At 68.8% G+C, this 23,375-nt stretch carries 19 protein-coding genes and 2 pseudogenes; 7 read left to right on the forward strand and 14 right to left on the reverse strand.

The window, feature by feature from the left end:
• The first annotated feature begins 149 nt into the window (after positions 1–149).
• Together O7610_RS03670 and O7610_RS03675 are read left to right on the forward strand one after the other, a co-directional pair.
• Complete coding sequence (locus O7610_RS03670) at positions 150–6,281, forward strand: RHS repeat-associated core domain-containing protein (RefSeq protein WP_289212634.1); 6,132 nt, start codon at positions 150–152, stop codon at positions 6,279–6,281.
• A gap of 64 nt (positions 6,282–6,345) precedes the next feature.
• On the forward strand, positions 6,346–6,870 hold the full coding sequence (locus tag O7610_RS03675; protein ID WP_289212635.1) for a hypothetical protein: 525 nt from the start codon (positions 6,346–6,348) through the stop codon (positions 6,868–6,870).
• A gap of 428 nt (positions 6,871–7,298) precedes the next feature.
• Here O7610_RS03675 and O7610_RS03680 read toward each other — a convergent pair.
• From O7610_RS03680 to O7610_RS03710, 7 genes and pseudogenes are all read right to left on the reverse strand, one after another.
• Positions 7,299–7,637, reverse strand: a pseudogene (locus O7610_RS03680) (integrase core domain-containing protein); the annotation flags it as partial.
• Between the two features lie 52 nt (positions 7,638–7,689).
• The gene (locus tag O7610_RS03685; RefSeq protein ID WP_289212636.1) at positions 7,690–7,983 is read right to left on the reverse strand and encodes a DUF6262 family protein; all 294 of its coding nucleotides are present in this window, start codon (positions 7,981–7,983) and stop codon (positions 7,690–7,692) included.
• Entirely contained in the window at positions 7,980–8,762 is a 783-nt protein-coding gene (locus tag O7610_RS03690; protein ID WP_353850367.1) for a tyrosine-type recombinase/integrase, read from the reverse strand. The genes O7610_RS03685 and O7610_RS03690 overlap by 4 nt, the downstream gene beginning before the upstream one ends.
• A complete protein-coding gene (locus O7610_RS03695) occupies positions 8,660–9,274 on the reverse strand; it encodes a site-specific integrase (protein WP_289212637.1) in 615 nt (204 codons plus the stop codon). The genes O7610_RS03690 and O7610_RS03695 overlap by 103 nt, the downstream gene beginning before the upstream one ends.
• On the reverse strand, positions 9,271–9,864 hold the full coding sequence (locus O7610_RS03700) for a hypothetical protein (RefSeq protein WP_289212638.1): 594 nt from the start codon (positions 9,862–9,864) through the stop codon (positions 9,271–9,273). Before O7610_RS03700 ends, O7610_RS03695 begins: the two co-directional genes overlap by 4 nt.
• On the reverse strand, positions 9,851–10,888 hold the full coding sequence (locus O7610_RS03705; RefSeq protein ID WP_289212639.1) for a tyrosine-type recombinase/integrase: 1,038 nt from the start codon (positions 10,886–10,888) through the stop codon (positions 9,851–9,853). The genes O7610_RS03700 and O7610_RS03705 overlap by 14 nt, the downstream gene beginning before the upstream one ends.
• A gap of 154 nt (positions 10,889–11,042) precedes the next feature.
• Positions 11,043–11,357, reverse strand: a pseudogene (locus tag O7610_RS03710) (integrase catalytic domain-containing protein); the annotation flags it as partial.
• 50 nt (positions 11,358–11,407) lie between these two features.
• On the opposite strand from O7610_RS03710, the gene O7610_RS03715 reads away from it, so the two are divergent.
• Positions 11,408–12,724, forward strand: a complete 1,317-nt coding sequence (locus tag O7610_RS03715) for an ISL3 family transposase (RefSeq protein ID WP_289212640.1) — start codon at positions 11,408–11,410, stop codon at positions 12,722–12,724.
• Here O7610_RS03715 and O7610_RS30540 read toward each other — a convergent pair.
• From O7610_RS30540 to O7610_RS03745, 7 genes are all read right to left on the reverse strand, one after another.
• Complete coding sequence (locus tag O7610_RS30540; RefSeq protein WP_353850327.1) at positions 12,711–13,199, reverse strand: AfsR/SARP family transcriptional regulator; 489 nt, start codon at positions 13,197–13,199, stop codon at positions 12,711–12,713. The two genes, O7610_RS03715 and O7610_RS30540, sit on opposite strands and share 14 nt — an antisense overlap.
• A gap of 39 nt (positions 13,200–13,238) precedes the next feature.
• The gene (locus O7610_RS03720) at positions 13,239–13,694 is read right to left on the reverse strand and encodes an SGNH/GDSL hydrolase family protein (protein ID WP_289212641.1); all 456 of its coding nucleotides are present in this window, start codon (positions 13,692–13,694) and stop codon (positions 13,239–13,241) included.
• Positions 13,695–13,815: 121 nt separating this feature from the next.
• A complete protein-coding gene (locus tag O7610_RS03725) occupies positions 13,816–14,703 on the reverse strand; it encodes a TIGR03619 family F420-dependent LLM class oxidoreductase (protein ID WP_289212642.1) in 888 nt (295 codons plus the stop codon).
• Complete coding sequence (locus tag O7610_RS03730; protein ID WP_281554352.1) at positions 14,700–15,065, reverse strand: MerR family transcriptional regulator; 366 nt, start codon at positions 15,063–15,065, stop codon at positions 14,700–14,702. The genes O7610_RS03725 and O7610_RS03730 overlap by 4 nt, the downstream gene beginning before the upstream one ends.
• 87 nt (positions 15,066–15,152) lie before the next feature.
• On the reverse strand, positions 15,153–16,331 hold the full coding sequence (locus O7610_RS03735) for a MalY/PatB family protein (protein WP_289212643.1): 1,179 nt from the start codon (positions 16,329–16,331) through the stop codon (positions 15,153–15,155).
• A 17-nt stretch (positions 16,332–16,348) separates the two neighbouring features.
• Complete coding sequence (locus O7610_RS03740) at positions 16,349–17,614, reverse strand: AAA family ATPase (protein ID WP_289212644.1); 1,266 nt, start codon at positions 17,612–17,614, stop codon at positions 16,349–16,351.
• 103 nt (positions 17,615–17,717) lie between these two features.
• A complete protein-coding gene (locus O7610_RS03745) occupies positions 17,718–18,155 on the reverse strand; it encodes an Lrp/AsnC family transcriptional regulator (RefSeq protein WP_123600997.1) in 438 nt (145 codons plus the stop codon).
• A 143-nt stretch (positions 18,156–18,298) separates the two neighbouring features.
• On the opposite strand from O7610_RS03745, the gene O7610_RS03750 reads away from it, so the two are divergent.
• From O7610_RS03750 to O7610_RS03765, 4 genes are read left to right on the forward strand one after another with little or no spacing between them, the layout of a single operon-like run.
• Entirely contained in the window at positions 18,299–19,192 is an 894-nt protein-coding gene (locus O7610_RS03750; protein WP_289212645.1) for a tryptophan 2,3-dioxygenase, read from the forward strand.
• 11 nt (positions 19,193–19,203) lie between these two features.
• Complete coding sequence (kynU, locus tag O7610_RS03755; protein WP_289212646.1) at positions 19,204–20,511, forward strand: kynureninase; 1,308 nt, start codon at positions 19,204–19,206, stop codon at positions 20,509–20,511.
• Positions 20,504–21,868 carry an FAD-dependent oxidoreductase gene (locus O7610_RS03760; protein WP_289212647.1) on the forward strand — a complete coding sequence of 455 codons (1,365 nt, stop codon included), beginning with the start codon at positions 20,504–20,506 and terminating at the stop codon, positions 21,866–21,868. The genes kynU and O7610_RS03760 overlap by 8 nt, the downstream gene beginning before the upstream one ends.
• Positions 21,865–23,373 (forward strand): 2-hydroxymuconic semialdehyde dehydrogenase, encoded by a 1,509-nt coding sequence (locus tag O7610_RS03765; protein WP_289212648.1) that lies wholly within the window; start codon positions 21,865–21,867, stop codon positions 23,371–23,373. The genes O7610_RS03760 and O7610_RS03765 overlap by 4 nt, the downstream gene beginning before the upstream one ends.
• Positions 23,374–23,375: the final 2 nt, after the last annotated feature.

Below are 23,375 nucleotides of genomic sequence, written 5' to 3' on the forward strand. Positions count from 1 at the left end.
CGGTCGGTGTGCCGCGAGGTCAGCTAGCAGAGCCGCCGGCCACCGCGCAGCCTGCGCCGCAGTGGCCCGCCGCCGGGTCCGCCGAAGTGGACCTGACGGCGAGCGCCCGTGCGGCCGGCCCGGTAAAGGCCGGTACCCTGCCGGTGCTGGTGAGTCAGACGGCCACCTCGGTGCGCTCCGTTGCGACGCCGACCCGGGTCCGGGTCGGCGTGCTCGACCAGCGGGCCGCAGAGCGGGCAAAGGTCAAAGGGATGCTGCTCAGGGTCGGCCGCGCCGACGGCGTTACCAGCCAGGGAACGGTAAACCTCAGCGTCGACTACCGTGCCTTCGCCACCGGGTACGGCGCCGACTGGGCGAGCCGGCTCCGGCTGATCTCGTTGCCAGCCTGTGCCCTGCAGACCCCGGACCGCCCGGAGTGCGCCGGGAGCGTCCTGCCAACCCGCAACGATCTCGCCCAGCGTACGGTCACCGCGACGGTACCCGTGGAACCCCAGGTGGTGGCGGACCGAGGCATCCCCGACGCGGCTTGGCGGGGAGCCCTTCTTGCCCTCGCAGCCGGAACCTCTGGGGCAGCGGGCGACTACGGCGCAACCAGCCTGTCGCCGTCGGCGACGTGGTCGGCGGGGAGCAGCTCCGGTGACTTCACCTGGTCCTACCCGATGCGCAACCCGCCGGGCCTCAATGGCCCGACCCCCGAGATGAAGCTGAACTACTCCGCGCAGAGCGTAGATGGGCGGCACGCGGCCTCCAACAACCAGCCGTCCTGGGTAGGGGAAGGCTTCGAGTTCGTCCCAGGTGACTTCATCGAGCGCCGGTATCGGTCCTGTGGGCAGGACATGGACGGCCCTGACAACAACAACGCCACCAAGACCGGCGACCTGTGCTGGGAGACCCAGAACGCGACCATGTCGCTGGGCGGCGCCGGTGGCGAGCTGATCCACAACGCCACGGACGGCTACTGGCACCTGCGCCGGGACGACGGTACGCGGGCCGAGCGCATCGTCGGCGGAGCGAACTACGGAAACGGCGACAACGACGGTGAGTACTGGAAGGTCACCACGACCGACGGCACCCAGTACTTCTTCGGCCGGCACAAGCTGGCTGGCTGGACCACCGACAAGCCGGTGACCAATTCGACCTGGACGGTGCCGGTCTTCGGCAACGACCCCGGGGAGCCGTGCAGGGGTTCGACCTTCGCTAGCTCCGACTGCATGCAAGCGTGGCGGTGGAACCTCGACTACGTCATAGACCCGCACGGCAACACGATGTCGCTGTGGTACACCAAGGAGAGCAACGGGTACGCCCGCAACAATGCCGCGTCCGATGTTGCCACCTATACCAGGGGCGGTTACCTGACCCGGATCGACTACGGCACCGACAACCGGACCGAGGTTGGTGGGGTCCGCACCGACTCGCTCTACCGTGGCGTGGCTGCACCGATGCGGGTCAACTTCGCCGTAGCCGACCGGTGCCTCGCCGACTGCACCAACCACGACGGCGTCCACTGGCCGGACACCCCGTGGGACCAGGAGTGCACCGGATCGTCCTGCCTGATCGGGGCGCCGACGTTCTGGTCGAAGAAGCGGCTGTCGGCGGTGACCACCCAGGTCCGGGACGGAAGCGCCTACCGCAACGTGGAGCGGTGGACCCTCACCCACACCTTCCCAGACCCCGGCGACGGTACCCGTGCCGGACTGTTCCTGAAAAACATCTCCCACGAGGGCCTGGTCGGCATCGTCGCGAACGTACCGGACATCGAGTTCACCGGAACCCAGCTCAGCAACCGGGTCGACACTAACGACCACTCGGCGGCGATGAACTGGTGGCGGCTGGCGATGATCCGCAGCGAGACCGGCGGCACAGTGAACATCAACTACTCGGCGCCGGACTGCGTCGCCGGGACCCGGATGCCGAGCGCAGCGCACAGCAACACCCTACGCTGCTATCCAGTCCGTTGGACGCCGGAGGGCTACCCCGGTCCGGTGACCGACTGGTTTCACAAATACGTGGTGACCACCATCTACGAGACCGACCACACCGGGGGCATGCCGCCCGCCGGTAGTCCTCGAACCAGCTACTCGTACAGCTATCTGGGGAATCCGGCCTGGCGCTACGCCGACGACGACGGACTGATCGGCAAGAAGGACAAGAGCTGGTCGGTCTGGCGGGGCTACGAGCGGGTCGGCGTGACGGTCGGCGACCCCGGTGAGCAGACCTACGTTGAGACGAAGTACTTCCGGGGCATGCACGGCGACAAACAACCGAGCGGGACCCGGAATGTCTCGGTGACCGGTACCGGGGTGCCAACGGTCAACGACGAGGACTCGTACGCCGGCCTCGTCAGGGAAAAAACTGTCTACAATGGTCCCGGTGGCGCGGTGGTCTCCCGAGAGGTCAGCGAACCGTGGCAGTCCGCCCCGACAGCCTCGCGGACCATCAACGGCGACCTGGTCGAGGCGCGGTTTGTGGACGTTTCCGGTCAGCACAACCGGGTGACGTTGGACGCCGGCCGGGGTGAGCGGGTCACTTCGCAGTACACCACCTTCAACGCTGATGGCTTGCCGATCCAGGTCGACGAACGAGGCGATACCGCCAAGACCGGCGACGAGCAGTGCGTGAAGATCGCCTATGCCAACAACACGACGAACTGGCTGATCGGCCTACCCCACACCCGCAGCACGTTCGCGGTGCGCTGTGCCGACGCCACCAATCCGGCGACTCTGACCGCTGACCAGGTCGTCTCGGTCGATCGGATTTCGTACGACGGAAACGCGCACGGGACGGCGCCGACCCGCGGCGAGGTTACCCGGAACGAACAGATCTCAGGCTGGACGGCGGGTTCGTCCTCGTTCGCGACGGTGTCTCGGGCCGCCTTTGACGCGTACGGCCGGGTCGTTGAGACCTGGGACGCGATGAACCTCCGATCCACCACCGGGTACACGCCGGCAACTGGGGGTCCGTTGACCCGAACCGTCGTGACCAACCCGCTGGGCCACACCGTGACCAGCGATCTGGAACCGGGCTGGGGGCTGGCCACCAGGGTTACCGACCCAAATGCCAAAATCACCGACCTGTCGTATGACGGGTTGGGCCGGCTCAAGGCGGTCTGGAATCCGGGACGAGACAAGGCAACCGATCCGGCTAACGTGACCTACGACTACCTGATCAGGGCGAACGCTCCATCAGTGATCACCACCCGCGCACTCAACCCGGCCGGGAACTACGTCACCGCCTACGCACTCTACGACGGTCTGCTGCGTAAGCGGCAGACCCAGGCAGCCTCTCCGTCAGGGGGGCGGTTGTTGACCGACACGTTCTACGACACGGCCGGTCGGGAGGTGAGGTCGTACGGCGTCTACCACACCACCGGCACACCGGGTACCACCCTGGTCACCGCGACCGACGCGGCGTTCGTGCCCAATCAGATGCGTACCGAATACGACGGAGCTGGCAGGGCTACCGCGTCGATCTTCCAGCCGTACGGTGCGGAGCGGTACCGGACCCGTACCTACTATGCGGGTGATCGGGTGGACACCACGCCGCCTGCCGGCGGTACGGTCACCTCTAAGGTGGGCGACGCTCTGGGCCGCACCGTGGAGTTGCGGCAGTACCACGGCACCACCCCGACCGGACCGTACGACTCGACCACCTATCGGTACAACGCAAAAGGGCAGCAGGACCGGATTACCGACCCGGCAGGCAACCAGTGGACCTTCGGCTACGACATCCGTGGGCGGCAGGAGGCCGTGCACGATCCGGACAAGGGCCTTACCACACTGACCTACGACAACGCTGACCGGGTCACGTCAGCCACGAACGCCCTGAACCAGAAGCTGGTGCATGTCTACGATCCGCTGGGCCGCAAACTCGCCACGTTTGAGAATGAGCTAGGTGGGACGCTGCGGGCCCAGTGGGTTTACGACACCTTGGCGAAGGGGCAGCTGACGCAGAGCACCCGGATGGTCGGCTCAGCGCCGTATCAGGTGAGAGTCACCGGATACACCGACGGTTACCAACCGACCGGTACCCAGGTGATCGTTCCCGCGTCTGAGACCGGTCTGGCCGGCACCTACAACATTAACTCTACCTACAATGTCGATGGCAGTATGGCCTCGCAGTTCCAATCCGAGACCGGGGACCTGCCGGCCGAGACACTGCGCTACCACTACGACCCGGTCTCGGGACTACCGAAGCAGCTCACCACGCTCTACGGCACCGCCCCCGCGTCGAGCTATGTGGCGGACACCGACTACAATGCTTTGGGCAAAGTCGACCAGTACGAGATGTATACCGGGCTCTACTCGGAGACCGGATCCCGTCTGTTCCGGTCATTTACCTACGAGTTGGAGAGCGGACGGCTTACCGGCAACCGCACCGACCGGGATTCGGTCGCGCCACACATAATCAGCGACGTGCGGTACGACTACGACAAGGTCGGCAACATCGTAAGTATGTCGGACCTGGCGGCAGCCGGTGGAGCGGACCATCAGTGCTTCCAGCACGACTACCGGGGGCAGTTGCGACAGGCGTGGACGCCGGGCAACGGTGACTGCGACGCCGCTCCTGCGGCTGCGAACCTTGGCGGCCCCGCCAAGTATTGGTTGGCGTGGGACATCGATGCCGCCGGCCGTCGTCTGCAGCAGGTCGACCGCAGTGATCCAGCCACAGAGCGTGTCACCTCCTACACCTACGGGTTTCCGGTCGGTAGCGGCTCCCGGCCGCACGCGCTGAACGGCACCAGTACCGAGGTCAATGGCGTGGTCACGAACACCGCCTCGTACACCTACGACGCCGCCGGCAACACCCTGACCCGACCGACGGCGACCGCCGGTACCCAGACTTTGACCTGGGACCCGGAGGGCTTGCTGGCAACCAGCACCGACAGCACCGGGACCACCAGCTACATCTACGACGCCGACGGGAACCGGCTGATTCGCAAGGACCCGACCGGCAAGACTCTCTACCTGCCTGGGCAGGAGCTGCGGTACCGCTCCTCGGACGGAGCCCTGACCTGCACGCGGTACTACAGCTTCAACGGACAACAGGTCGCTTCGCGGACCGCAGCAGGGTTGGTCTGGCTGGCCAGCGACCACCAGGGGACCGCGCAGGTGTCGGTCAACGAGGGCAATCAACAATTCACCGTCCGCCGGCAGACCCCGTACGGCACCCCGCGAGGCGGCTCACCGGCCTGGCCGAACAGCAAGGGCTTTGTCGGTGGAACAGCGGACAACACCGGGCTGGTCCACCTTGGCGCCCGCGAGTACGACCCGGTGATCGGCCGGTTCGTTAGCGTCGACCCGGTGTTCAATGAGGACGCGCCGGAGCAGATGAACGGGTACGCCTACTCGGCGAACAGTCCGGTCACCCATTCGGACCCCACTGGCCGGGAACCGGGCGGCAGTTGGATGTACGTCGGTAGCAACCGATGGACCAGCACCAACGGCGGTTACCGATATCATTATCGGGCCGACTATTACCTGTTCTGCCGGTACGGCGGATCACAGTGCCTGGGCGGTGTCGGCAACACGCCCTACTGGATCCCCATGCAGTACGCCGGCCAGCCCGGGGTCTGGCTGGTTGCCCGGGTGGTGCTCCACGTCTGGCGGGTGGCTCTCAACATCATGGGCCCGGTGGCCGGCCCGGCCAGCCAGCCGAAGCCACGGGTGCAGATCCCAACCACGCCTTCCTGCCCGCCGGCTCCGATGCCGCAGGAGCCCAAGGGCGAACTGGACGGACCGAAGTGCGAGTTCTTTGACTTCAAGTGTCTGTTTAGTGGTGGCGAGGGCGCGAAGAAGTGGTGGCGAGGCAATCGCGACTGGGTCACAGGCACCGTCGGCACGATCGGTGTCGGCGTCTGCATCGTTGCCACAGCCGGGGTCTGCGCGGTGGCCGGTGCGGTCGGTCTCGGGGTCGCGCTCACGGGCCGGGCACTCGACGTTGCCTCGTCGGAGAGCGGCTGGACTCAGGATAATGTCGAACGAATGTTCACCGGCATGGCAATTGACTATGCCTCGTCGAAGATCCCTGGGGTGCGGCTGTTCAAGACGACTAGGTCCGGGGCCACGGTTTATGTGCCGCAGCGTAGCTTCCGTAACCCCACACGGGACTACAGCCTGACCTGGCAACAGCAGTTCAAGCCGGGCGGGACATGGGACCGTCCAGCGGCGAGGGCCGCAGGTGTCCGAGCAGCCGGACAAGGGGCTTGGTGGATGGCATCGGCACCTGGTCCCATCGCACCCTGGCAACAGGGCATCCCGATCACCGATCCGCTGCAGTGGTGAAGCGGTACTGGCGGCGACGTCGGCGGGCCGTCCCGTCCGTCTGCCGGGCTATCATGGGCTGTCGATGGGAGAGGTCGTGATGGCCAAGAAGAGGGTCCGTACCGCTGCTGAGGTCGCTGGTGCCCGCCGGGACTGGCGGAAGACCGCCCTGATGGCGGTGGCCTTTCTGCTGGTGGGGATGGCGTTGCTCGGTGGTTCGCTTGCCTACCGTTGGCATGTTTCGGCTGAGGCGGACCGGCTGGGTGGTGTGGGCGTTCCGGTCACCGCGTACATCACCGACCGGGCCGGTGGTGGGGGTCGCGGTAGCGGGATCGACCGGATCGAGGTTCACTACCTGTACGACGGGGCGCAGTACGACGCGTGGATCCCGTGTGCTGGTGTGACCGGGTGTCACAGCACGCCGGAGCGGGAGATGACGGTCTTGGTGGACCCGGCCGATCCGCAGAGGTTCCTGGCGGAGAACGGGCATACTGACGGCTCGTTGTCGTTCCTGATGTCATGGACCATGATCCCGTTCAGCCTGCTCATGATCATCGTCGGTGCCGCTCTGCTCATCGTCGTCATAAAGACGAAGGCAGACAGGAGATGACCCGCGTTGCCGGTTCGAGGAGAGGAAACATATGGCAGGAGATCTGAAGCGGACAGGCTGGCGACAGCGAGGCGGCCGTGACCCGAAGGTGTACGCACTCTCGGTCGCTGGGGCGGTGCTGGTGTTTCTTGGCCTCGTTCCGCTTGACTCGCTGATACTGGTCGCCGTCGGTGTCGGACTGGCGGTGGCCGGTTGGCTGGTTGCCCGTCGCTCGGGCTGACGTCGACGGTCGGGCCGGTCGGGGTGCCATGCCGCACCCGACCGGCCACCCGGCATGGCTCCTTGAAATCAGGTAGGATCTAGACTGCGCGGCGTCGTTCATGGACTGTAACTTCGGGACCTGGTGCCATGTGCTGCGTCCGATGCGGCGAGATCGTTGGTGGTTAGCGGAAGCCGAAGCAGTGCTCGGCGTTGCGGTAGTTGTCAAGTCAAGTTGAGACAGTTTGTGCCTGCTGGGTTGGCTGGTTGATCCAGGCGTGCTCGGGTAGCCGTGGTGCGCGCGGCCGGCGGGTGAACCGGTCAGGGTGAGCGGTGTGGGCGGCGTCGAGGGCGCGTTGGCGGTGCTCACGGACCTGCTCGGCGGTGCCGTAGTGCACCGACGCCGGGGTGTGCCAGCCGATCCCGGAATGCCGATGCCCATGATTGTAGGCGGTGAAGAATCCGTCGCTGAAGGCTCTCGCGTCGGCGAGGGACCCGAACCTGGCCGGGAAGTCCGGCACATACTTTATCGTCTTGAACTGCGCCTCGGAGTACGGGTTGTCATTCGATTAACCGGCTAATTGGCCTGTTGCTCCGCGTTTGGCCGGTTAAGGTTTCGGGTCAGTGTCCTCGTCTGGTGATCTGGCGTAGCTGTTCTTCATGGCGGCGGACGCGGCCGGCGATGGCTTCGACGGCGGTTCGCAGGGCTGTGATGTCGCCGGCGAGGCCGCTGAGGGTTCCCGCTTGCGCGGCGCTGTGGCGGTGTTCCTCGATGAGGGCGCGTAGTGACGGGTTGCGGTAGAGCGTCGTGCGGCCGAGACCGGTGCGTGCGGCGACCTGTGTGAAGGTGATCGGCTGCTGGTCAGCGATGAGTTCGGCGCAGGCCTGTTCAACCTTCGTGATCGCGGTGTTCATCCGGCTTGTGCCTGTTCGATGAGGGTGTCCAGCCGGGCGATGAGTTTGTGGTGGCGTGCGGCCTCGGTGATCCAGCCGCGTTGCTCGGCGTCCTGGGCGAGGGCGTCCGCGTCGACGCGTTGAGCGGTGAGGATGGCGAGTGAGCTGGCGTCGGCCTGGAAGCTCGGGCAGTGTTCGCAGATGTTGGCGTAGGTGCAGGCGCCTTGGGCGGGTGCCCGTAGGCAGAACCCGCCGGCCAGCCGGGACTTGATCAGGGGTGTCGTCTTCCAGTCCGCGCCGCGGGTGATGTCTGTCAGCGGCAGGCTCGTCGTCGGGTTCCTGGGGATGCCGGCACGTTCCTTCGCCAGGGTGAGCGCGCGTTCGTATTCGTCGCGGATCGTGGTGTCGAACAGCCGCCCGTAGCGCAGGCTCATCTCGGCGGAGACGTGGCCGAGTAGCGCCATCAGTGCCTGCAGTGACACCCCGGCGTTGACCAGGGCGGTGGCGTAGGTGTGGCGGAGCTGGTGGGGTGTCGTGTGTCCGAGGCCGGCGGCGTCGGCGGCCCGTTCCAACTCCTCGCGGACGGTGTTCTGGGACAGGCGTCTCCCGTGGTGGGTGAACAGGAACTGCGCTCGGCGTCGGTATCGCGGGTGGGGTAAGGGCTGGCCTGGGGAGCGGATGGCGATGATGTGGTCGATCAGGTCGAGGACGTCGTCGTCGAGGGGACCATGCGTTCGGACTCGAGCTTGCCGAGCGGGACCTTCAGCCAGGCGCCTTGCCCGGGGACCTCGTGCACGCAGTCGATTTCGAGGTCGAGGAGTTCCCCGATGCGCAGGCCGCAGGCGCGTTGCAGCCGCAGCGCGCAGGCGGCCAGCGCGTTGCCGGTGCTGGGCTTCCGGAGTTGCTCGGTGAGTCGCCGGTCGGCGTCGACGGGCAGGTAGCGGGGCAGGACTTTGGGCAGCTTGGGGATGTCGTCACGGAACACCAGCCGTCGGGTCGGGGCGTCGGGCCAGCCCCATTCGGTGATGTCGGTGAGGAATCCTGCCAGCGCCAGGACGCGGCGGGAGCGTTCCGCGACGGTGATGACCTCGTTGGTTTTGGTGTTGATCGCATCGACCTGCGCCGACAGGTAGGGTTCGATGTGGCGGCATCGTTGCAGGTCCGCGATCGAGTGCAGAGCCGGGTCGATGCGGGCGAGGAAGACCCCGAAGTGCATCAGCCGGGTGGCCAGGGACGAGACCGTCTTCGGCACGCACGTGGCGCGTTTGCGTTCGAGGTAGGCGACCAGTGCCGCGCGGATCGGTGGGGTCACCCCGCGCAGCCGATCCGCGAAGGCGATCCCGGATGCGGTGGCTGACGGGGCGGACAGGACCTGGAGATGGAACAACACCCGACGGGTGTTGCTGATGGCGGCACCGTAGTGCCGCCATCCGTTGCCGGTTCGTTCCTCCGTTCGACGCAGGCGTAGGTGAAGGCGTCGATGTCCCGGTCGGTGAGGCGGTTCAGCGGCCGGCCGGTCTGGATCAGGAGCCGGGCAGGTACCTGCGAAGCGGTGGCGAGCCGGACCCGTTCGGCGAAACCCAGCTGCTCAGCGGTGCTGAGGAACAGCGCCAGGTCGGTGCCGACCTGGCAGCCCTGCACTTCTCGCCAGCTGCTGGAGAACTTGCGCTCCAGCAGGTAGTCGTAGCCGGGCCGCAGACCGCCGTGCAGGATCAGGAACGTGATCAAGGGCCGGGTCGAACCGTTGGCCGACAACCGCACCGGCAACGGCTCATCCGCCCACGCGGCCGGGTCAGGCCACCGGGCGAAGAACGAGCGCGCCGCCGTCCAGTACGCGGTGTTCCCGCGACCCGTCCGGGCCAGATAGTCCAGGTAGGACGCGTGAAGGTCATGACTGGGCACGGATACGCTCCCGGGCAGCGTCGAACTCGGCCTTGACATGCGCCGGCGCGAGATGAGTGTAACGGGCGCTGCTGTCCACGTGGGTGTGCCCGAGCAGGGCCTGCATGACCGCCAGATCGACTCCGGCCTCGGCGAGCGCGGTGCCGAACGTGTGCCGCAACGCGTGCGGGTGCCCGCCGCCGATCCCCGACAACCCACGGTGATAGCGGAAAATCGTCCGCAGCCCGGCCGCCGTCAACGGCTGCCCACGGTTGGGGCCCTTCGCCACGACGAACACGTTGGCGCTACTCGTTTCCGGGCGCTCGGCCAGCAGGTAGACCTGGATCACCGAGGCCACATCACCATCGAGCGGGACCCGGCGTTCCCGGTTGCCCTTGCCCACGACCTGCAGCCACCTCCCGCCGATGTCAACGTCGGCGACGGTCAGAGCGAGGACCTCGCACGAACGCAGGCCGCAGTACAACATCAGGCCGGCGATCGCCCGGTCTCGCCAGGTCCGGAAGCTGGCCAACAGATCGGCCGCCTGAGGCTGGGACAACGGCCGTGGCAGCCGACGAGGCTCGCGTAGCCGCAACGCCGACCTGCTCTTCGGACGCCGCGCCGTGTGCGCCAGCAGCCCGTTGCGTTCCCCCGCAACCGGCCGGCGGGCCTCCCGCCCCTTCGGCACCGGGCTGACCGCCGCCGGGTCCCGCATCGACCGCATCGCGAACAAACCCGAGATCGCAGCGAGCCTGCGGTTGATGGTCGTCGCCGCGTACCTGTCGACGCGGCCTCCCCGCAGCCGGATCACGTTCGGGCCCGGCCGCCCGGGAATCCGCGCCTCACGGCACGCCCGTAGGAACCCCAGCAGCACGTCCGTGGTCACCGCGTCCAACGCGACGTTCTCGCTCACCAGCCACCGGCAGAAGGCAAGCAGGTCGAAGCCGTAGGCCCGGACCGTCCTCGGCGAGTAGTTGCGGTCGCTCAGGTACGCCAGATACTCATCGACCAGCGCAAAGCCAGCCGACGCCGATCCAGCGAGCATCCAACCGTCGCCACACCGCACGAGCCGCAACGACTCATCGATCCCACCCATAAGGAACAGATGTATCGGCAACGAACATCCCGGACAAGGACCCGAGATGTCTCGGCGTGTCACCTGACCTGCGGAAACACAGCCATTAGCCGGTTAAGAGGCACGTGCGGGGTCGGGAGTGCGACCGGAGGACACCGAGGTCGACGAGCATCTCCGATACCGGCTTCGACGCCATGGCGCCGCCACGGTCGGCGTGGATGGTGTGCGGCTCGATCCCGTTACGGGCGATCGCGTCGGCGAGGAAGTCCCGGGCGACGACGGCGTCCTCGGCTGCCGCGACGAGCCAGCCGGTCACGTAGTGGGAGTAGATGTCGATGACGACGTAGCACCGGTACCAGACGCCTTTGACGGCTCTTCGAAGTTGAGCGGGGTTCGCGGTTGACGGCGACCCTGGCGTAGAGGGCTCGCAGCCCTTCAGTGATCATCTGAGTGTCTAGATCGGATTGTCACGAGCGGAGAGCTGCGAGCATGGTCAACGATACGACCCGGCTGCTGGGCCTGGGCGGCCTGGTGGTGGATCGGGTCAGGTTGGATCCCGACGGTGTCCCGGTGGTGGCTCTGTCTACCGCCGATGAGCAGGCACGATGCTGCCCGGACTGCGGTGCGCGGGCCCGGCGGGTCAAGGACTGGGTGACGACCCGGCCGCAGGACCTGCCCGTGGCGGGCCGGGCGACGCGGCTACGGTGGCGTAAACGCCGCTGGCATTGTGACCAGGGCGGATGTCGACGCCGGACGTTCACCGAGCAGGTGGCGCAGGTCCCAGCCCGGCACCGGGTGACCGCCCGGTTGCGGAAGGCGGCCGGGGCGGCGGTCGCGGACGGCGCCCGCACGGTCGTGCAGTCGGCCCGTGATCACGACCTGTCCTGGCCGGTGGTCGCGGCGGCGTTCACCGCCCACGCGGGCGTGGTGCTGCCCGACGAACCGGAACCGGTGGAGGTCCTCGGGATCGACGAGACCCGCCGGGGCCGGCCGAAGTGGGTCTTCGACCAGGTCAGCCAGGCGTGGCAGAGCAGTGTGGACCGCTGGCACGTCGGGATGTGTGACCTGTCCGGCGGTCAGGGACTCCTGGGCCAGGTCGAGGGCCGCACCGCCCAGGTGGTCGTCGACTGGCTCGGCCAACGCGGCCAGGCGTGGCGCGACCAGGTCCGGTACGTCGCGCTCGACATGTGCACGATCTTCAAGTCCGCGATCCGTGGAGCGCTGCCGCACGCCGTCCTCGTCGTCGATCACTTCCACGTCGTGCACCTCGCCCACCAGGCCCTCAACGAGGTCCGCCGCCGGGTCACCGTGCAGGTCCGGGGCCGCCGGGGTCGCGCCGGTGACCGCGAATGGGACCTGCGTAACCGGCTGACCCGCTCCGCGAGGCGGATGCGCGCTGAACGCGTCGACACGCTCTGCGACGAGATCGCCGGGCTACCCGCCGGCATCAGCGTGCCGGTCCTCGCCGCGTGGAACGCCAAGGAGGACCTCCTCGACCTGCTGGCCCTGGCCCGCACCCACCCGGACCGGGAACACGTCGCCCGGCTGCTGCACCTCTTCTACCAGCGCTGCGCCGACAGCGATCTACCCGAGCTCGCCCGCCTCGCGACCACGATCGAGATCTGGTGGCCCCAGATCCTCGCGTTCCTGCACACCGGCATCACCAACGCCGGCTCCGAAGGCACCAACCGGGTCATCAAGACCGTCGCCCGCGACGCCTACGGCTTCCGCAACCCGATCAACCAACGCCTACGAACCCGCTGCGCGACCACCCGAAAAAGCCGCGGCCACCTCAACCCCGCCTAACTTCGAAGAGCCGGCTTGATAGGAGCCTGCGAACGCTCGATTGAGGCATGCCCCCTCGTCCGGCTCCGCAGTGTGTGCGGGGTGACGTGTTTCTCCTTGATCGACGCGCAGGTGTCTGCGGCGGTAGCGGCGTGTCTTGCGACGAGGCGCTCGACGGCGTCTCGGGAGAGCCGGCCGGGCGGTCCGGTTCGAACAGCCGGCGCAGGTGTTTGACGTGAGTCTGGATGACGTTGGTCGACGTGACCGGTGGCGGTTGGTCCGGCCAGAGCGCGTCGGCCAGCTCCGAGCGGGGCAGCGGATGCCCGCCGGCGAGCGCGAGTAGACCGAGCACCGCCCGGCGGGCGGTCGGGCCGGGGTCGAGTGCCTGCTGCTCACGCCACACCCGTACCGGGCCCAGCACCTGCACCCGCAAGAAAACTCCACCTCGTGACCGCTGTGCCACCGCCCGATGCCGGACGGTGATCGACGTTCCCACATATCGACCGAGCGGAGTATAGGTGCTGGTGAGTCGCCGTCAGCGGGCGGCAGATGTGGGGTGGGCACCGGCGAGCGCTCTCAGGTAGCCGTCGGTGTAGCCGGCGAGGTTCGGGTGGAACGCGTCGTCGAGGTGGAGGATGTCGTTCCGCCACGGGTCGGAGCCGCAGAGCCGGTGCGTGGCGAACAGGGCGTCCACCGGGACGAATACCCCGTACGGCGTCGCCGTCACGTCGATGGTCGCGTTGAGCTGCACCGCGACGGCGAGGATGTCGCCGTACACCTGCTTCAGCTTGCCCGGCAATGTCGTCTTGATGTACGCGACGGCCTTGTCCAGAGCTTCTTCGCAGATGCTGTCGTGCAGCGCCTCGATGCAGTTCTCCAAGGTGGAGGTGAAGCCGAGGTTGTCGCCGCCGACGGTGATGGTCACCAGCTTCGTGTCCGGCCCGAGGAAGCCGAACTGATGCGCGATCACGTCGTCGGCGGTGGCGGGCACGGCTCGGCATGGTGACGCCTCCTCGATGGTGAAGATGCTCCGGCCGGGGCGGCCAGCATCTCCAAAGTGGAGATGAGCATGCGCCGTCGATAGCCGGCAGTCAATCAAAGCGTCGGAAACCCTACTGTCGGCTGAGCCGCTGATCACCCGTCGTTGGTCGTAGACCGAACCGGTCGGCGAAGCCGGACAGGTCGTCCCGCTGCTCGGCCAGGGTGTCGGCGCCGCTGCCGACCACGATCCGGGTCACCCCCTGCGCCGCGTACGCCTCGACCCGTTGCGCCGAAAGCTCAGTCGACCCCCACCGGGTGTACTCCAGCGCGTCAGGGTCACGGCCGGCCTCCGCCGCGACGGACCTCGCCAACTCCCACTGTGCCGCCCGCTCGTCCGGGGTCAACAGCCCGCCGGGGAAGTAGCCGTCGCCACGTAGCCCGACCCGCCGGGCCGCCGCCCGGCTCGAACCACCCACATGAATCGGCAACGCGGTGGCGCCGTGCGGCTTCGGAAAGCTGCACACCCGCTCGAAGTCGAAGAACTCGCCGTGGAACGACACACCGTCGGCGTCACCGCTCCACAGCAGCCGTAGCACGTCGATCGCCTCGTCGGCACGTCGGCCACGGGAACGGAAGTCGACGCCCACCGCCGTCGCCTCACCGGGCAGGCCGCCCAGTCCGACGGTCAGCAGCCGCATCCGGCCCTTCGACAGGACGTCGATCGTCGCCAGCCGCTTGGCGAGCACTACCGGATGGTGGTACGGCAGCAGCAGCACCCCGGTGCCGAGCAGCAGCCGGTCGGTTGCCGCCGCCACGAAGGCCAGCAGGTCCAACGGGTCCGCGTACGGCAGTGTGGGCGGCATCTCGACCGCCCCGACCGTCGCACCTGGATACAGCACCACGTGTTCCGGCACGTACAAGCCTTCGAACCCGCATGCCTCGGCGTGCTGGGCGTACCCGATGAGCCGGTCCGGGTCGGTGCCGTGCAGCGGGGTGCTGTAACTGACCGCGAACCTCACCGCCGCCGCCGATCCGCCCGCGCTCGGTCGAGCTGGCACCGCAGCTGTTCCCGGACACCTGCCAGCCGCGCCAGTCCGGCATCGACCTCGGCCAGCTTGCGCCGCAGCACCGAGATCGAGTCGGGGCAGATGTCGCCGGACGGGTTGCCGGCCCGCAGGCAGGTCACGAACGGGCGGATGTCCTCCAGACCGAAACCGACGGCGAGCAACGACCGGATCTCGCCGACCACCCGCAGCTCCGTATAGTCGTAGTCGCGGTAGCCGTTGGCGCATCGCCGGGGCCGGACCAGCCCCTGCGCCTCGTAGTAGCGCAGCGTCCGGGCGCTTGTCCCGGCCTGCCGCGCCAGCTCACCGATCAACATGTGCCCTCCCCGGCCAGCCTCGGACCCACCGTGACGCTAAACGTTGACGTCGGTGTCAGGGCAACGAGCCGGCGGACCTGGCGACGGTCAGCCGAGGGCGGCAGCCATCCGGCGTACCGCCTCGGTGATCGTCTCCGGCGCGGCGGCCAGGTTCAACCGGGCGTGTCCGACCCCGCCCGCGCCGAAGTCCAGCCCGCCGCTGAGCGCCACCCGCCCCCGGTCGAGGAACACCGCCGCCGGGTCGTCGCCGAGCCCCAACGTCCGGCAGTCCAACCAGGCCAGAAAGGTCGCCTCGCCCGGCGTGTACCGCACCTGCGGCAACCGGTCCGCCAGCAGTTCGGCCAGCAGCCGCCGGTTCGAGTCGACCGCCGATCGTACGGTGTCCAGCCAGTCGCCGCCGTCGCGGAACGCCGCCGTGTGCGCGATCACCCCGAGATGGTTGACCCCGTGGCCGACCTCCTCCGGCAGCCGGGCCAGGTCGGCTGCGGCCGCTGGTCCGGCGACCGCGAGGGCGGCCTTCAACCCGGCCAGGTTCCAGCCCTTCGAGCCGGAGATCAGCGTCAGGCTGTCGTCGGCGCCGGGCACCGACAGGTACGGCACGAACGGCACGCCGGACGTGGTCATCGGGGCGTGGATCTCGTCGACCACCACCCGTACGCCGTGGCGGCCGGCCAGCTCCGCGACGGCGGCCAGCTCGTCGGCGGTGTGCACCGTCCCGGTCGGGTTGTGCGGACTGCACAGCAGGTACGCCGCGCTGCGCCCGCCCGCGCGGGCGGCGGTGAACGCCTCGGCCAGCGCGTCAAGGTCCAGCCGGCCGTCCGGACCGAGCGGGGCCTCCCGCACCGGCCGGTCCAGGTTGCGCAGGAACCCGTAGAACGGCGGGTACACCGGCGGGTTGATCACCACCGTGTCGCCCGGCCCGGTCACCAGCTTCAGCATCTCGACCGCGCCGAGCATCACGTCCGGCACGATCGCAGTGCGCGCCGGGTCCAGACCGTCCCATCCCCACCGTTCGGCCGCGAACCCGGCTACCGCCTCGGCGTAACCGGCGCCGGTGGCGTACCCGAGATCGCCGGCACGCACCGCCGCGTCGATCGCCTCGACGACCGGCCCGGCCGGGTCGACGTCCATCTCCGCCACCCACACCGGCAGCACGTCAGCCGGGTAGAGCCGCCATTTGATGCTGGTCCGCTGCCGGGCCCGGTCCAGCGGCACCCACGGTCCCTGCAGTGGTGAAGTCGTCACGTTCGCCTCCGATCCTCGCATCGCTCGGGTGTCACCGGTCAGCCGATCAGTCCGAGTGCCCGGAGGATCTCGGTGCGGTCGACGTCGGGTAGCGCGCCGAACCGCCCGTGCAGGTACGCCCTTTCGAGGTTCTGCGACCGGCGTACGCGTTCGCCGGCGAACTCGGCGAGCGCGCCGAGGCGGGTCGCGCCGTCAGCTGCCTTTTCGGTCAGCCAGACCTCGTCCCGGTTCAGGTGATTGAGCAGGCTGGTGTCGTGCGACGTGAAGATCAGCTGTGCTCCCGAGGGGTTCGTCGCGGGGTCGGTGAACAGCCGGATGAGGTGCATGGACAGTGTCGGGTGCAGGCTTGCGTCCAGCTCGTCGAACAGCAGCAGGGAACCTGCTTTCAGCGCGGTCAGCACCGGGCCGATGAGTTGAAACCAGGTACGGGTGCCCTCCGACTCGGCACCGAAATTCAAGGGGACCGCTTTGCTTTCCGCGCGATGCACCAACCGGACCCGTCGTCGACGGCCCGGCGGTGTCAGATCCTGATCAGCAGCTGCACCGTCATCGATCAGCACGTCCTCGATGCCGAGGTCGGCCATCCGCAGCAGCGCCAACGCCTGGGCCCGGTCCGGACGCAGGTCCTCGAACCACGCGGGTTGCAGCTGATCGGGGCCGGTCTCCTCGAACCAGTACCTGGTCGAGAGGCTTGCCGCCCGCCTCACGAACGGGCGGCGCCGAGCCATTTGCCCCAGTGTCTGGACGTTCAACAGTGCGTGGGCGGGGCCGGAGACGAGGGGCTCGCGGAACCGCCGGGCAGCTGACAAGGCGAGGGTACGGGCGGTCAGCAGCTCACGGGTGCCCGACAGGTGGCCGAGGCCCCGTTGCAGCGTCAGCTCGTCGCCCTCGCGTTCGAAGATCCGACGCCGCTTACGCTCCGGATAGTGGAACAGCCCTTCGTAGCGGATCGCGTTGGTATCGAGCTCGACGATGTACTCGAAGCGGACCCCGCCGAGGATCAGCTCGACGGTGAACTCCGACGGGCGTCGGGGACCGTCGCCGAACGCGAACGGCTCGACCGGGATCCCGTCGTCCCAGAACCGCAGCGAGTCGGCGACCGCGTCGCGTAGCCAGCTGAGCGCGGCGACCACGTTCGATTTGCCGGAGGCGTTGGGACCGTAGATTGCGGCGACCGGCAGCAGGCTCTCGTCGATGCTGTCGATCCGCTGCACCGCCGGCCGGTCCCGGTCGACGGCGACCATCGACAGCTCAACCGGTCCGAGGATCGAGCGGAAGTTCGCCGCCTCGAAACGGATCAGCACAGCACCTGCCTCCTAGCGCATGACCCCGCAACCATACCGCAGTATCCGGCAAAAACTGACAGAATCGCGGCTCTGTCGATGTCCAGTCGACTGACAAGCAAGGTCAGTCGGCGGCGGTGACCGGACGCCAGCCCAGCGGGGTGGAGAGCACCATCGTGCTGGACGGCTGACCGTACGGGGCGAGCCGGTCGATCACGTCCTCGAAGGCGTCCATCGACGCCGCCGCCACCTTCAACATCGAGCAGGCGTCCCCGGTGATCCGGTGGATCTCCAGGATCTCCGGCCAGGTCGGCACCTGCGGGTCGCGCAGGATGCAGTGCGACCCGTAGCAGGACATCCGGATCAGCGCGATCACCGTCCAGCCGGCCCGGGTCAGGTCGACGTGCGCGTGGTAGCCGCTGACCACCCCGGACTCCTCCAACCGGCGGACCCGCTCGGCGACCGCCGGCGGCGACAGATGCACCCGGCGGGACAGCTCGCTGAAGGAAAGTCGGGCATCGGCCTGCAACTCACGCAGCAGCGCCCAATCCATCTCGTCCACGGACACTTTCCCTTCGTTAACCGACCACCCAAATCTAGCCACGGACCTGCAGGTCGCGGCCGCGTACCGCCGTTGATCCGGTATTCAGCCGCGGACCGCAAGTCGGCAATCATGGGCGACACAGCCAAGGGAGGGCAGCCGACGTGAACAGCACCGACGTGGCCAGCCCGCCGGCCGTGCGGCCGGTGGACGCCGCCGAACGCGACGCCCGCGCCGCCGCCAACGCCGGCGAGCCGACCCTGGAGTTCGGCGACCGGGTGCCGTACGACGCCTACGTGCACGCAAGCACCCTGCACAGCCTGCAGCGCACCCTCAGTGACGACCCCGGCGAGATGTCGTTCCTGATGGTCAGCCAGATCATGGAGCTGTACTTCGGGCTGACCCGCCACGAGCTGCGCGACGCCCAACGGCTGATCCGCGCCGACCGGGTGTGGGAGGCGCTGGCCCCGCTGCGCCGCGCCGCCCTGCACCTGGAAGGGCTCAACGCCTCCTGGCAGACGCTGCGCTGGATGACCCCGGCCGACTTCAACCGGTTCCGTAACCTGCTCGGTGAGGGCTCCGGTTTCCAGTCGGCGATGTACCGGCAACTGGAGTTCATCCTCGGCATCCGGACCCCGTCGCTGATCCGCCCGTTCCGCCGCCAACCCGAGGTGTACGCCGAGCTGGAGCAGGCCCTGCACGCGCCGAGCCTGTGGGACGACGTGATCGCCCTGCTGGCCCGCGCCGGCCACGACATCCCGGCCGACCTGCTGGGCCGCGACGTCGCCACCGAACACGAACCGCACCCGTCGGTCGAGGCCGCCTGGGTCGAGGTCTACCGGGTCAACGGCCCGGACAACCATCTGCGGCAGCTCGGCGAGGCGCTGACCGAGGTCGCCGAACAGTTCGGTGACTGGCGGTACAAACATCTCAAGGCGGTGCAGCGCACCATGGGCGCCAAGGTCGGCAGCGGCGGCTCCGCCGGGCTGGCCTGGCTGCAGCGCAGCATGAACCGGGTGGTGTTCCCCGAGATCTGGTCCGCCCGGACCAGCATGTGAGAGGCTGCCGCATGTTCAATGAGGACGACGCCCGTCGCCGCGACGCCGCCGACCCCGGGCACCGCGACCTGTTCCACATCCCGCCGGCCACCGGCGGCGACCACCCCGACGTCGCCTACTTTGCCGGCAACTCCCTCGGCCTGCAACCGAAGGCCACCCGCGCCGAGCTGCTCGACGACCTCGACGACTGGGCCCGGCTCGGCGTCGAAGGCCACCTGGAAGCCGGCCGGCCGTGGCTGCCGTACCACGAACTGCTCACCGACACCGCCGCGCGACTGGTCGGCGCCCTGCCCAGCGAGGCCGTGGTGATGAACTCGCTGACGGTCAACCTGCACCTGCTGATGGTGTCGTTCTACCGGCCGGCCGGCGACCGCACCCGGATCGTCATCGAGGACTCGGCGTTCCCGTCGGACAGCTACGCGGTGCGCAGCCAGGCCGCCTTCCACGGCCTCGACCCCGACCGTACGGTGGTCCGACTGCGACCCCGCCCCGGCGAGGACACGCTGCGCACCGAAGACGTCGTCGACTACCTGCGCACCGAGGGCGACCGGGTGGCGTTGGTGCTGCTCGGCGGGGTCAACTACCTGACCGGCGAACTGCTCGACATCCCGACGATCACCACCGCCGGCCGGGCCGCCGGCGCGATCGTCGGCTGGGACCTGGCGCACGCCGCCGGCAACGTGCCGCTGCGGCTGCACGACTGGGGCGTCGACTTCGCCGCCTGGTGCTCCTACAAGTACCTCAACTCCGGTCCGGGCGCCCTAGCCGGGGCGTACGTGCACGAACGTCACCACGGCGATCCGACGCTGGCCCGCTTCGAAGGCTGGTGGAGCACCGAGCCGGCGACCCGCTTCGAGATGACCCCGGTGTCGCGGCCACCGGCCAGCGCCGACGCCTGGCAGATCTCCAACCCGCCGATCTTCGCGATGGGTCCGGTCCGTACCTCGTTGCAGATCTTCGACAAGGTCGGCATGCCGGCGCTGCGCGACCGCAGCGAACGGCTCACCGGCTACCTCGAACAGCTGCTCGACGAGATCGTGCCCGGCCGGCCGATCAGCGTCGTCACGCCCCGGGATCCGGCCCGGCGCGGCTGCCAACTGTCCCTGCGCATCGGTGGCGGGTCGGGTGCCACCGGCGGGTCGGGGGCGCACGCGCTGACCGCCCGGCTGCGCCACGAGCACGGGGTGATCGCCGACGCCCGCGAACCGGACATAGTCCGGCTCGCCCCGGTGCCGCTGTACTCGACGTACCACGACTGCTGGCGGGCTGCCCGGGCGCTCGCCGCGACCCTCCCAGCGAAAGGCGGCGACGATGTCTGAACGTGCACCCGTCGCGGTGGTCGGCGCCGGCCTGGCCGGCAGCCTGCTCGCCTGCTTCCTGGCCCGCCGCGGCCTGCCGGTCACCCTCTACGAGCGGCGGTCGGACCCGCGACGCGGCACCGCCGAACGCGGCCGGTCGATCAACCTGGCACTGTCCGAACGCGGCCTGGACGCGCTGCGCCGCATCGGCCTGGCCGACCAGGTGCTCGCTGACGCGCTGCCGATGCCCGGCCGGATGATCCACCCGGTCGACGGAGACCTGGACTTCCAGCCGTACAGCGCCGACGGGCAGCGGGCGATCAACTCGATCAGCCGGGGCGCGCTGAACAACGCGCTGCTCGACGCGGCCGAGGCCGCGCCCGGCGTCACCGTCGTCTTCGACCACCGGCTCGTCGGGCTCGACCCGGACACCGGTGAGGTGACCTTCGACACGCCGCAGGGCAAGGTCCGTGCGCACGCGCAGGTCGTGCTCGGCGCCGACGGCGCCGGTTCGGCGGTACGCGGCCAGCTGCTCGCCCACGGCCTGGTCGACGAGAGCCTCGACTTCCTCGACTACGGCTACAAGGAGCTGACCATCCCGGCGGTCGGCGGCGACTACGCACTCGACCCGGGTGCGCTGCACATCTGGCCGCGCGGCACGTCGATGATGATCGCCCTGCCGAACCCGGACCGGTCGTTCACCTGCACCCTGTTCTGGCCGACCGGCGGCACGTCGAGCTTCGCCTCGCTGAGCAGCCCGGCGGCGATCGAGCGACACTTCCGTACCCACTACCCGGACGTGCCGCCGCTGGCCCCGAACCTGGTCGACGACTACCAGCACAACCCGGTCGGCCTGCTCGGTACGGTGCGCTGCGACCCGTGGCAGGTCGGCGGCCGGGTGGCGCTGGTCGGCGACGCCGCCCACGCGGTCGTGCCGTTCTACGGCCAGGGCGCCAACTGCGCCTTCGAGGACGTCGTCGAGCTGGACCGCTGCCTCGACGACACCGGCGGCGACTGGGCGGCGGCGCTGCCGCTGTACCAGTCCCGCCGCCAGGACAACGCCGAAGCGATCGCCCAGATGGCCCTGGCGAACTTCGTCGAGATGCGCGACAAGGTCGCCTCCGCGACGTTCCAGACCTTCCGCAAGGTCGAACACGCCCTGGAACGGGCGTTGCCGGGGCGCTACGTGTCCCGGTACGAGATGGTCTCCTTCACCACCATCCCGTACGCCGAGGTCAGGCGTCGGGTCCGGCGGCAGCACCAGGTGCTGGCGGCGGCGGTGGCCGGGACGGCGGCGCTGTTGGTAGGGGCACTCGGCGCCGCCGTCACCCGGTCCCTCCGGAAGGGACACGGTTCTGCCCGGAAGGGACGCCCATGACCCTGTGGCACCCCGACCTGTACGCCGGTCGTCCGGCCGTCAACGGTCCCGGCCTGCTGCGCAACTTCGTCGACGGCCGGTTCGTCGATGCCGGGAAGCGGTTTGCGAAGGTGTCGCCGGTGTCCGGGGAGACGGTGTTCGAGGTGGCGGAGGCCGATTCTGCGACGGTCGACGCGGCGGTGGCGGCGGCGCGGTCGGCGTTGCGCGGACCCTGGGGTGACATGGCTGAGCGGGACCGGGCGGCGGTGTTGCGGGCGGTGGCCGACGAGTTGGACCGCCGGTTCGATGATCTGGTCGCCGCTGAGGTGGCGGATACCGGTAAGCCGGTCGGTCAGGCCCGGACGTTGGACATTCCGCGTGGGGCGGCGAACTTCCGGGCGTTCGCGGAGATCGCTGCGACGGCGCCGACCGAGTCGTTCACCACGGTCACCCCGTCCGGTGGTCGGGCGTTGAACTACGCGGTACGTAAACCGGTCGGTGTCGTCGCGGTGATCGTGCCGTGGAATCTGCCGCTGCTGCTGCTGACGTGGAAGGTGGCTCCGGCGCTGGCCTGCGGCAACGCTGTCGTCGTCAAGCCGTCGGAGGAGACGCCGGCGTCGGCGACGTTGTTGGCGGAGGTGATGGCGGCGGCCGGCGTACCCGACGGGGTGTTCAACCTGGTGCACGGCTTCGGGCCGGGCGCGGCGGGGGAGTGGCTGACCCGGCATCCGGGGGTGGATGCGATCACCTTCACCGGTGAGTCGGCGACGGGGTCGGCGATCATGCGGGCGGCGGCTGACGGGGTGAAGGCGGTGTCGTTCGAGTTGGGCGGCAAGAACGCCGGCCTGGTCTTCGCCGACGCCGACCTGGACGCGGCGGTGGCCGGCTCGGTGCGGTCGTCGTTCACCAACGGCGGTCAGGTGTGCCTGTGCACCGAGCGGCTGTACGTGCAGCGGCCGGTGTTCGACGAGTTCGTGGACCGGCTGGCGGCCGCCGCCCGCGACGCCCGGTACGGCTGGCCCGCCGACGAGACGATCTCGACGATGCCGCTGATCTCGCGGGCGCATCGGGAGAAGGTGCTCGGTTTCTACGACCTGGCCCGCGTCGAAGGTGCCGACGTACGAGCTGGTGGTGGCGTGCCGGCCTTCGGTGATGCCCGCGACGGCGGCGCGTACGTGCAGCCGACGGTGTTGACCGGGTTGGGGCAGTCGGCGCGGCTGGTGTGTGAGGAGGTGTTCGGCCCGGTCTGTCACATCGCCCCGTTCGACACCGAGGAGGAGGCGTTCGCGCTGGCCAACGACTCCGACTACGGGCTGGCCGCGACGGTGTGGACCCGTGATGTGGGGCGGGCGCACCGGGCCGGCGCCAGACTGGACGCCGGCATCGTCTGGGTCAACACCTGGTTCCTGCGGGACCTGCGTACCCCGTTCGGCGGGGTCAAGGCCTCCGGCGTCGGCCGCGAAGGTGGCGTGCACTCGCTGGACTTCTACTCCGAACTGACAAACGTCTGCGTGGACCTGACATGAGC

Source organism: Solwaraspora sp. WMMA2065 (genome assembly GCF_030345075.1).
Classification (GTDB): Bacteria; Actinomycetota; Actinomycetes; order Mycobacteriales; family Micromonosporaceae; genus Micromonospora_E.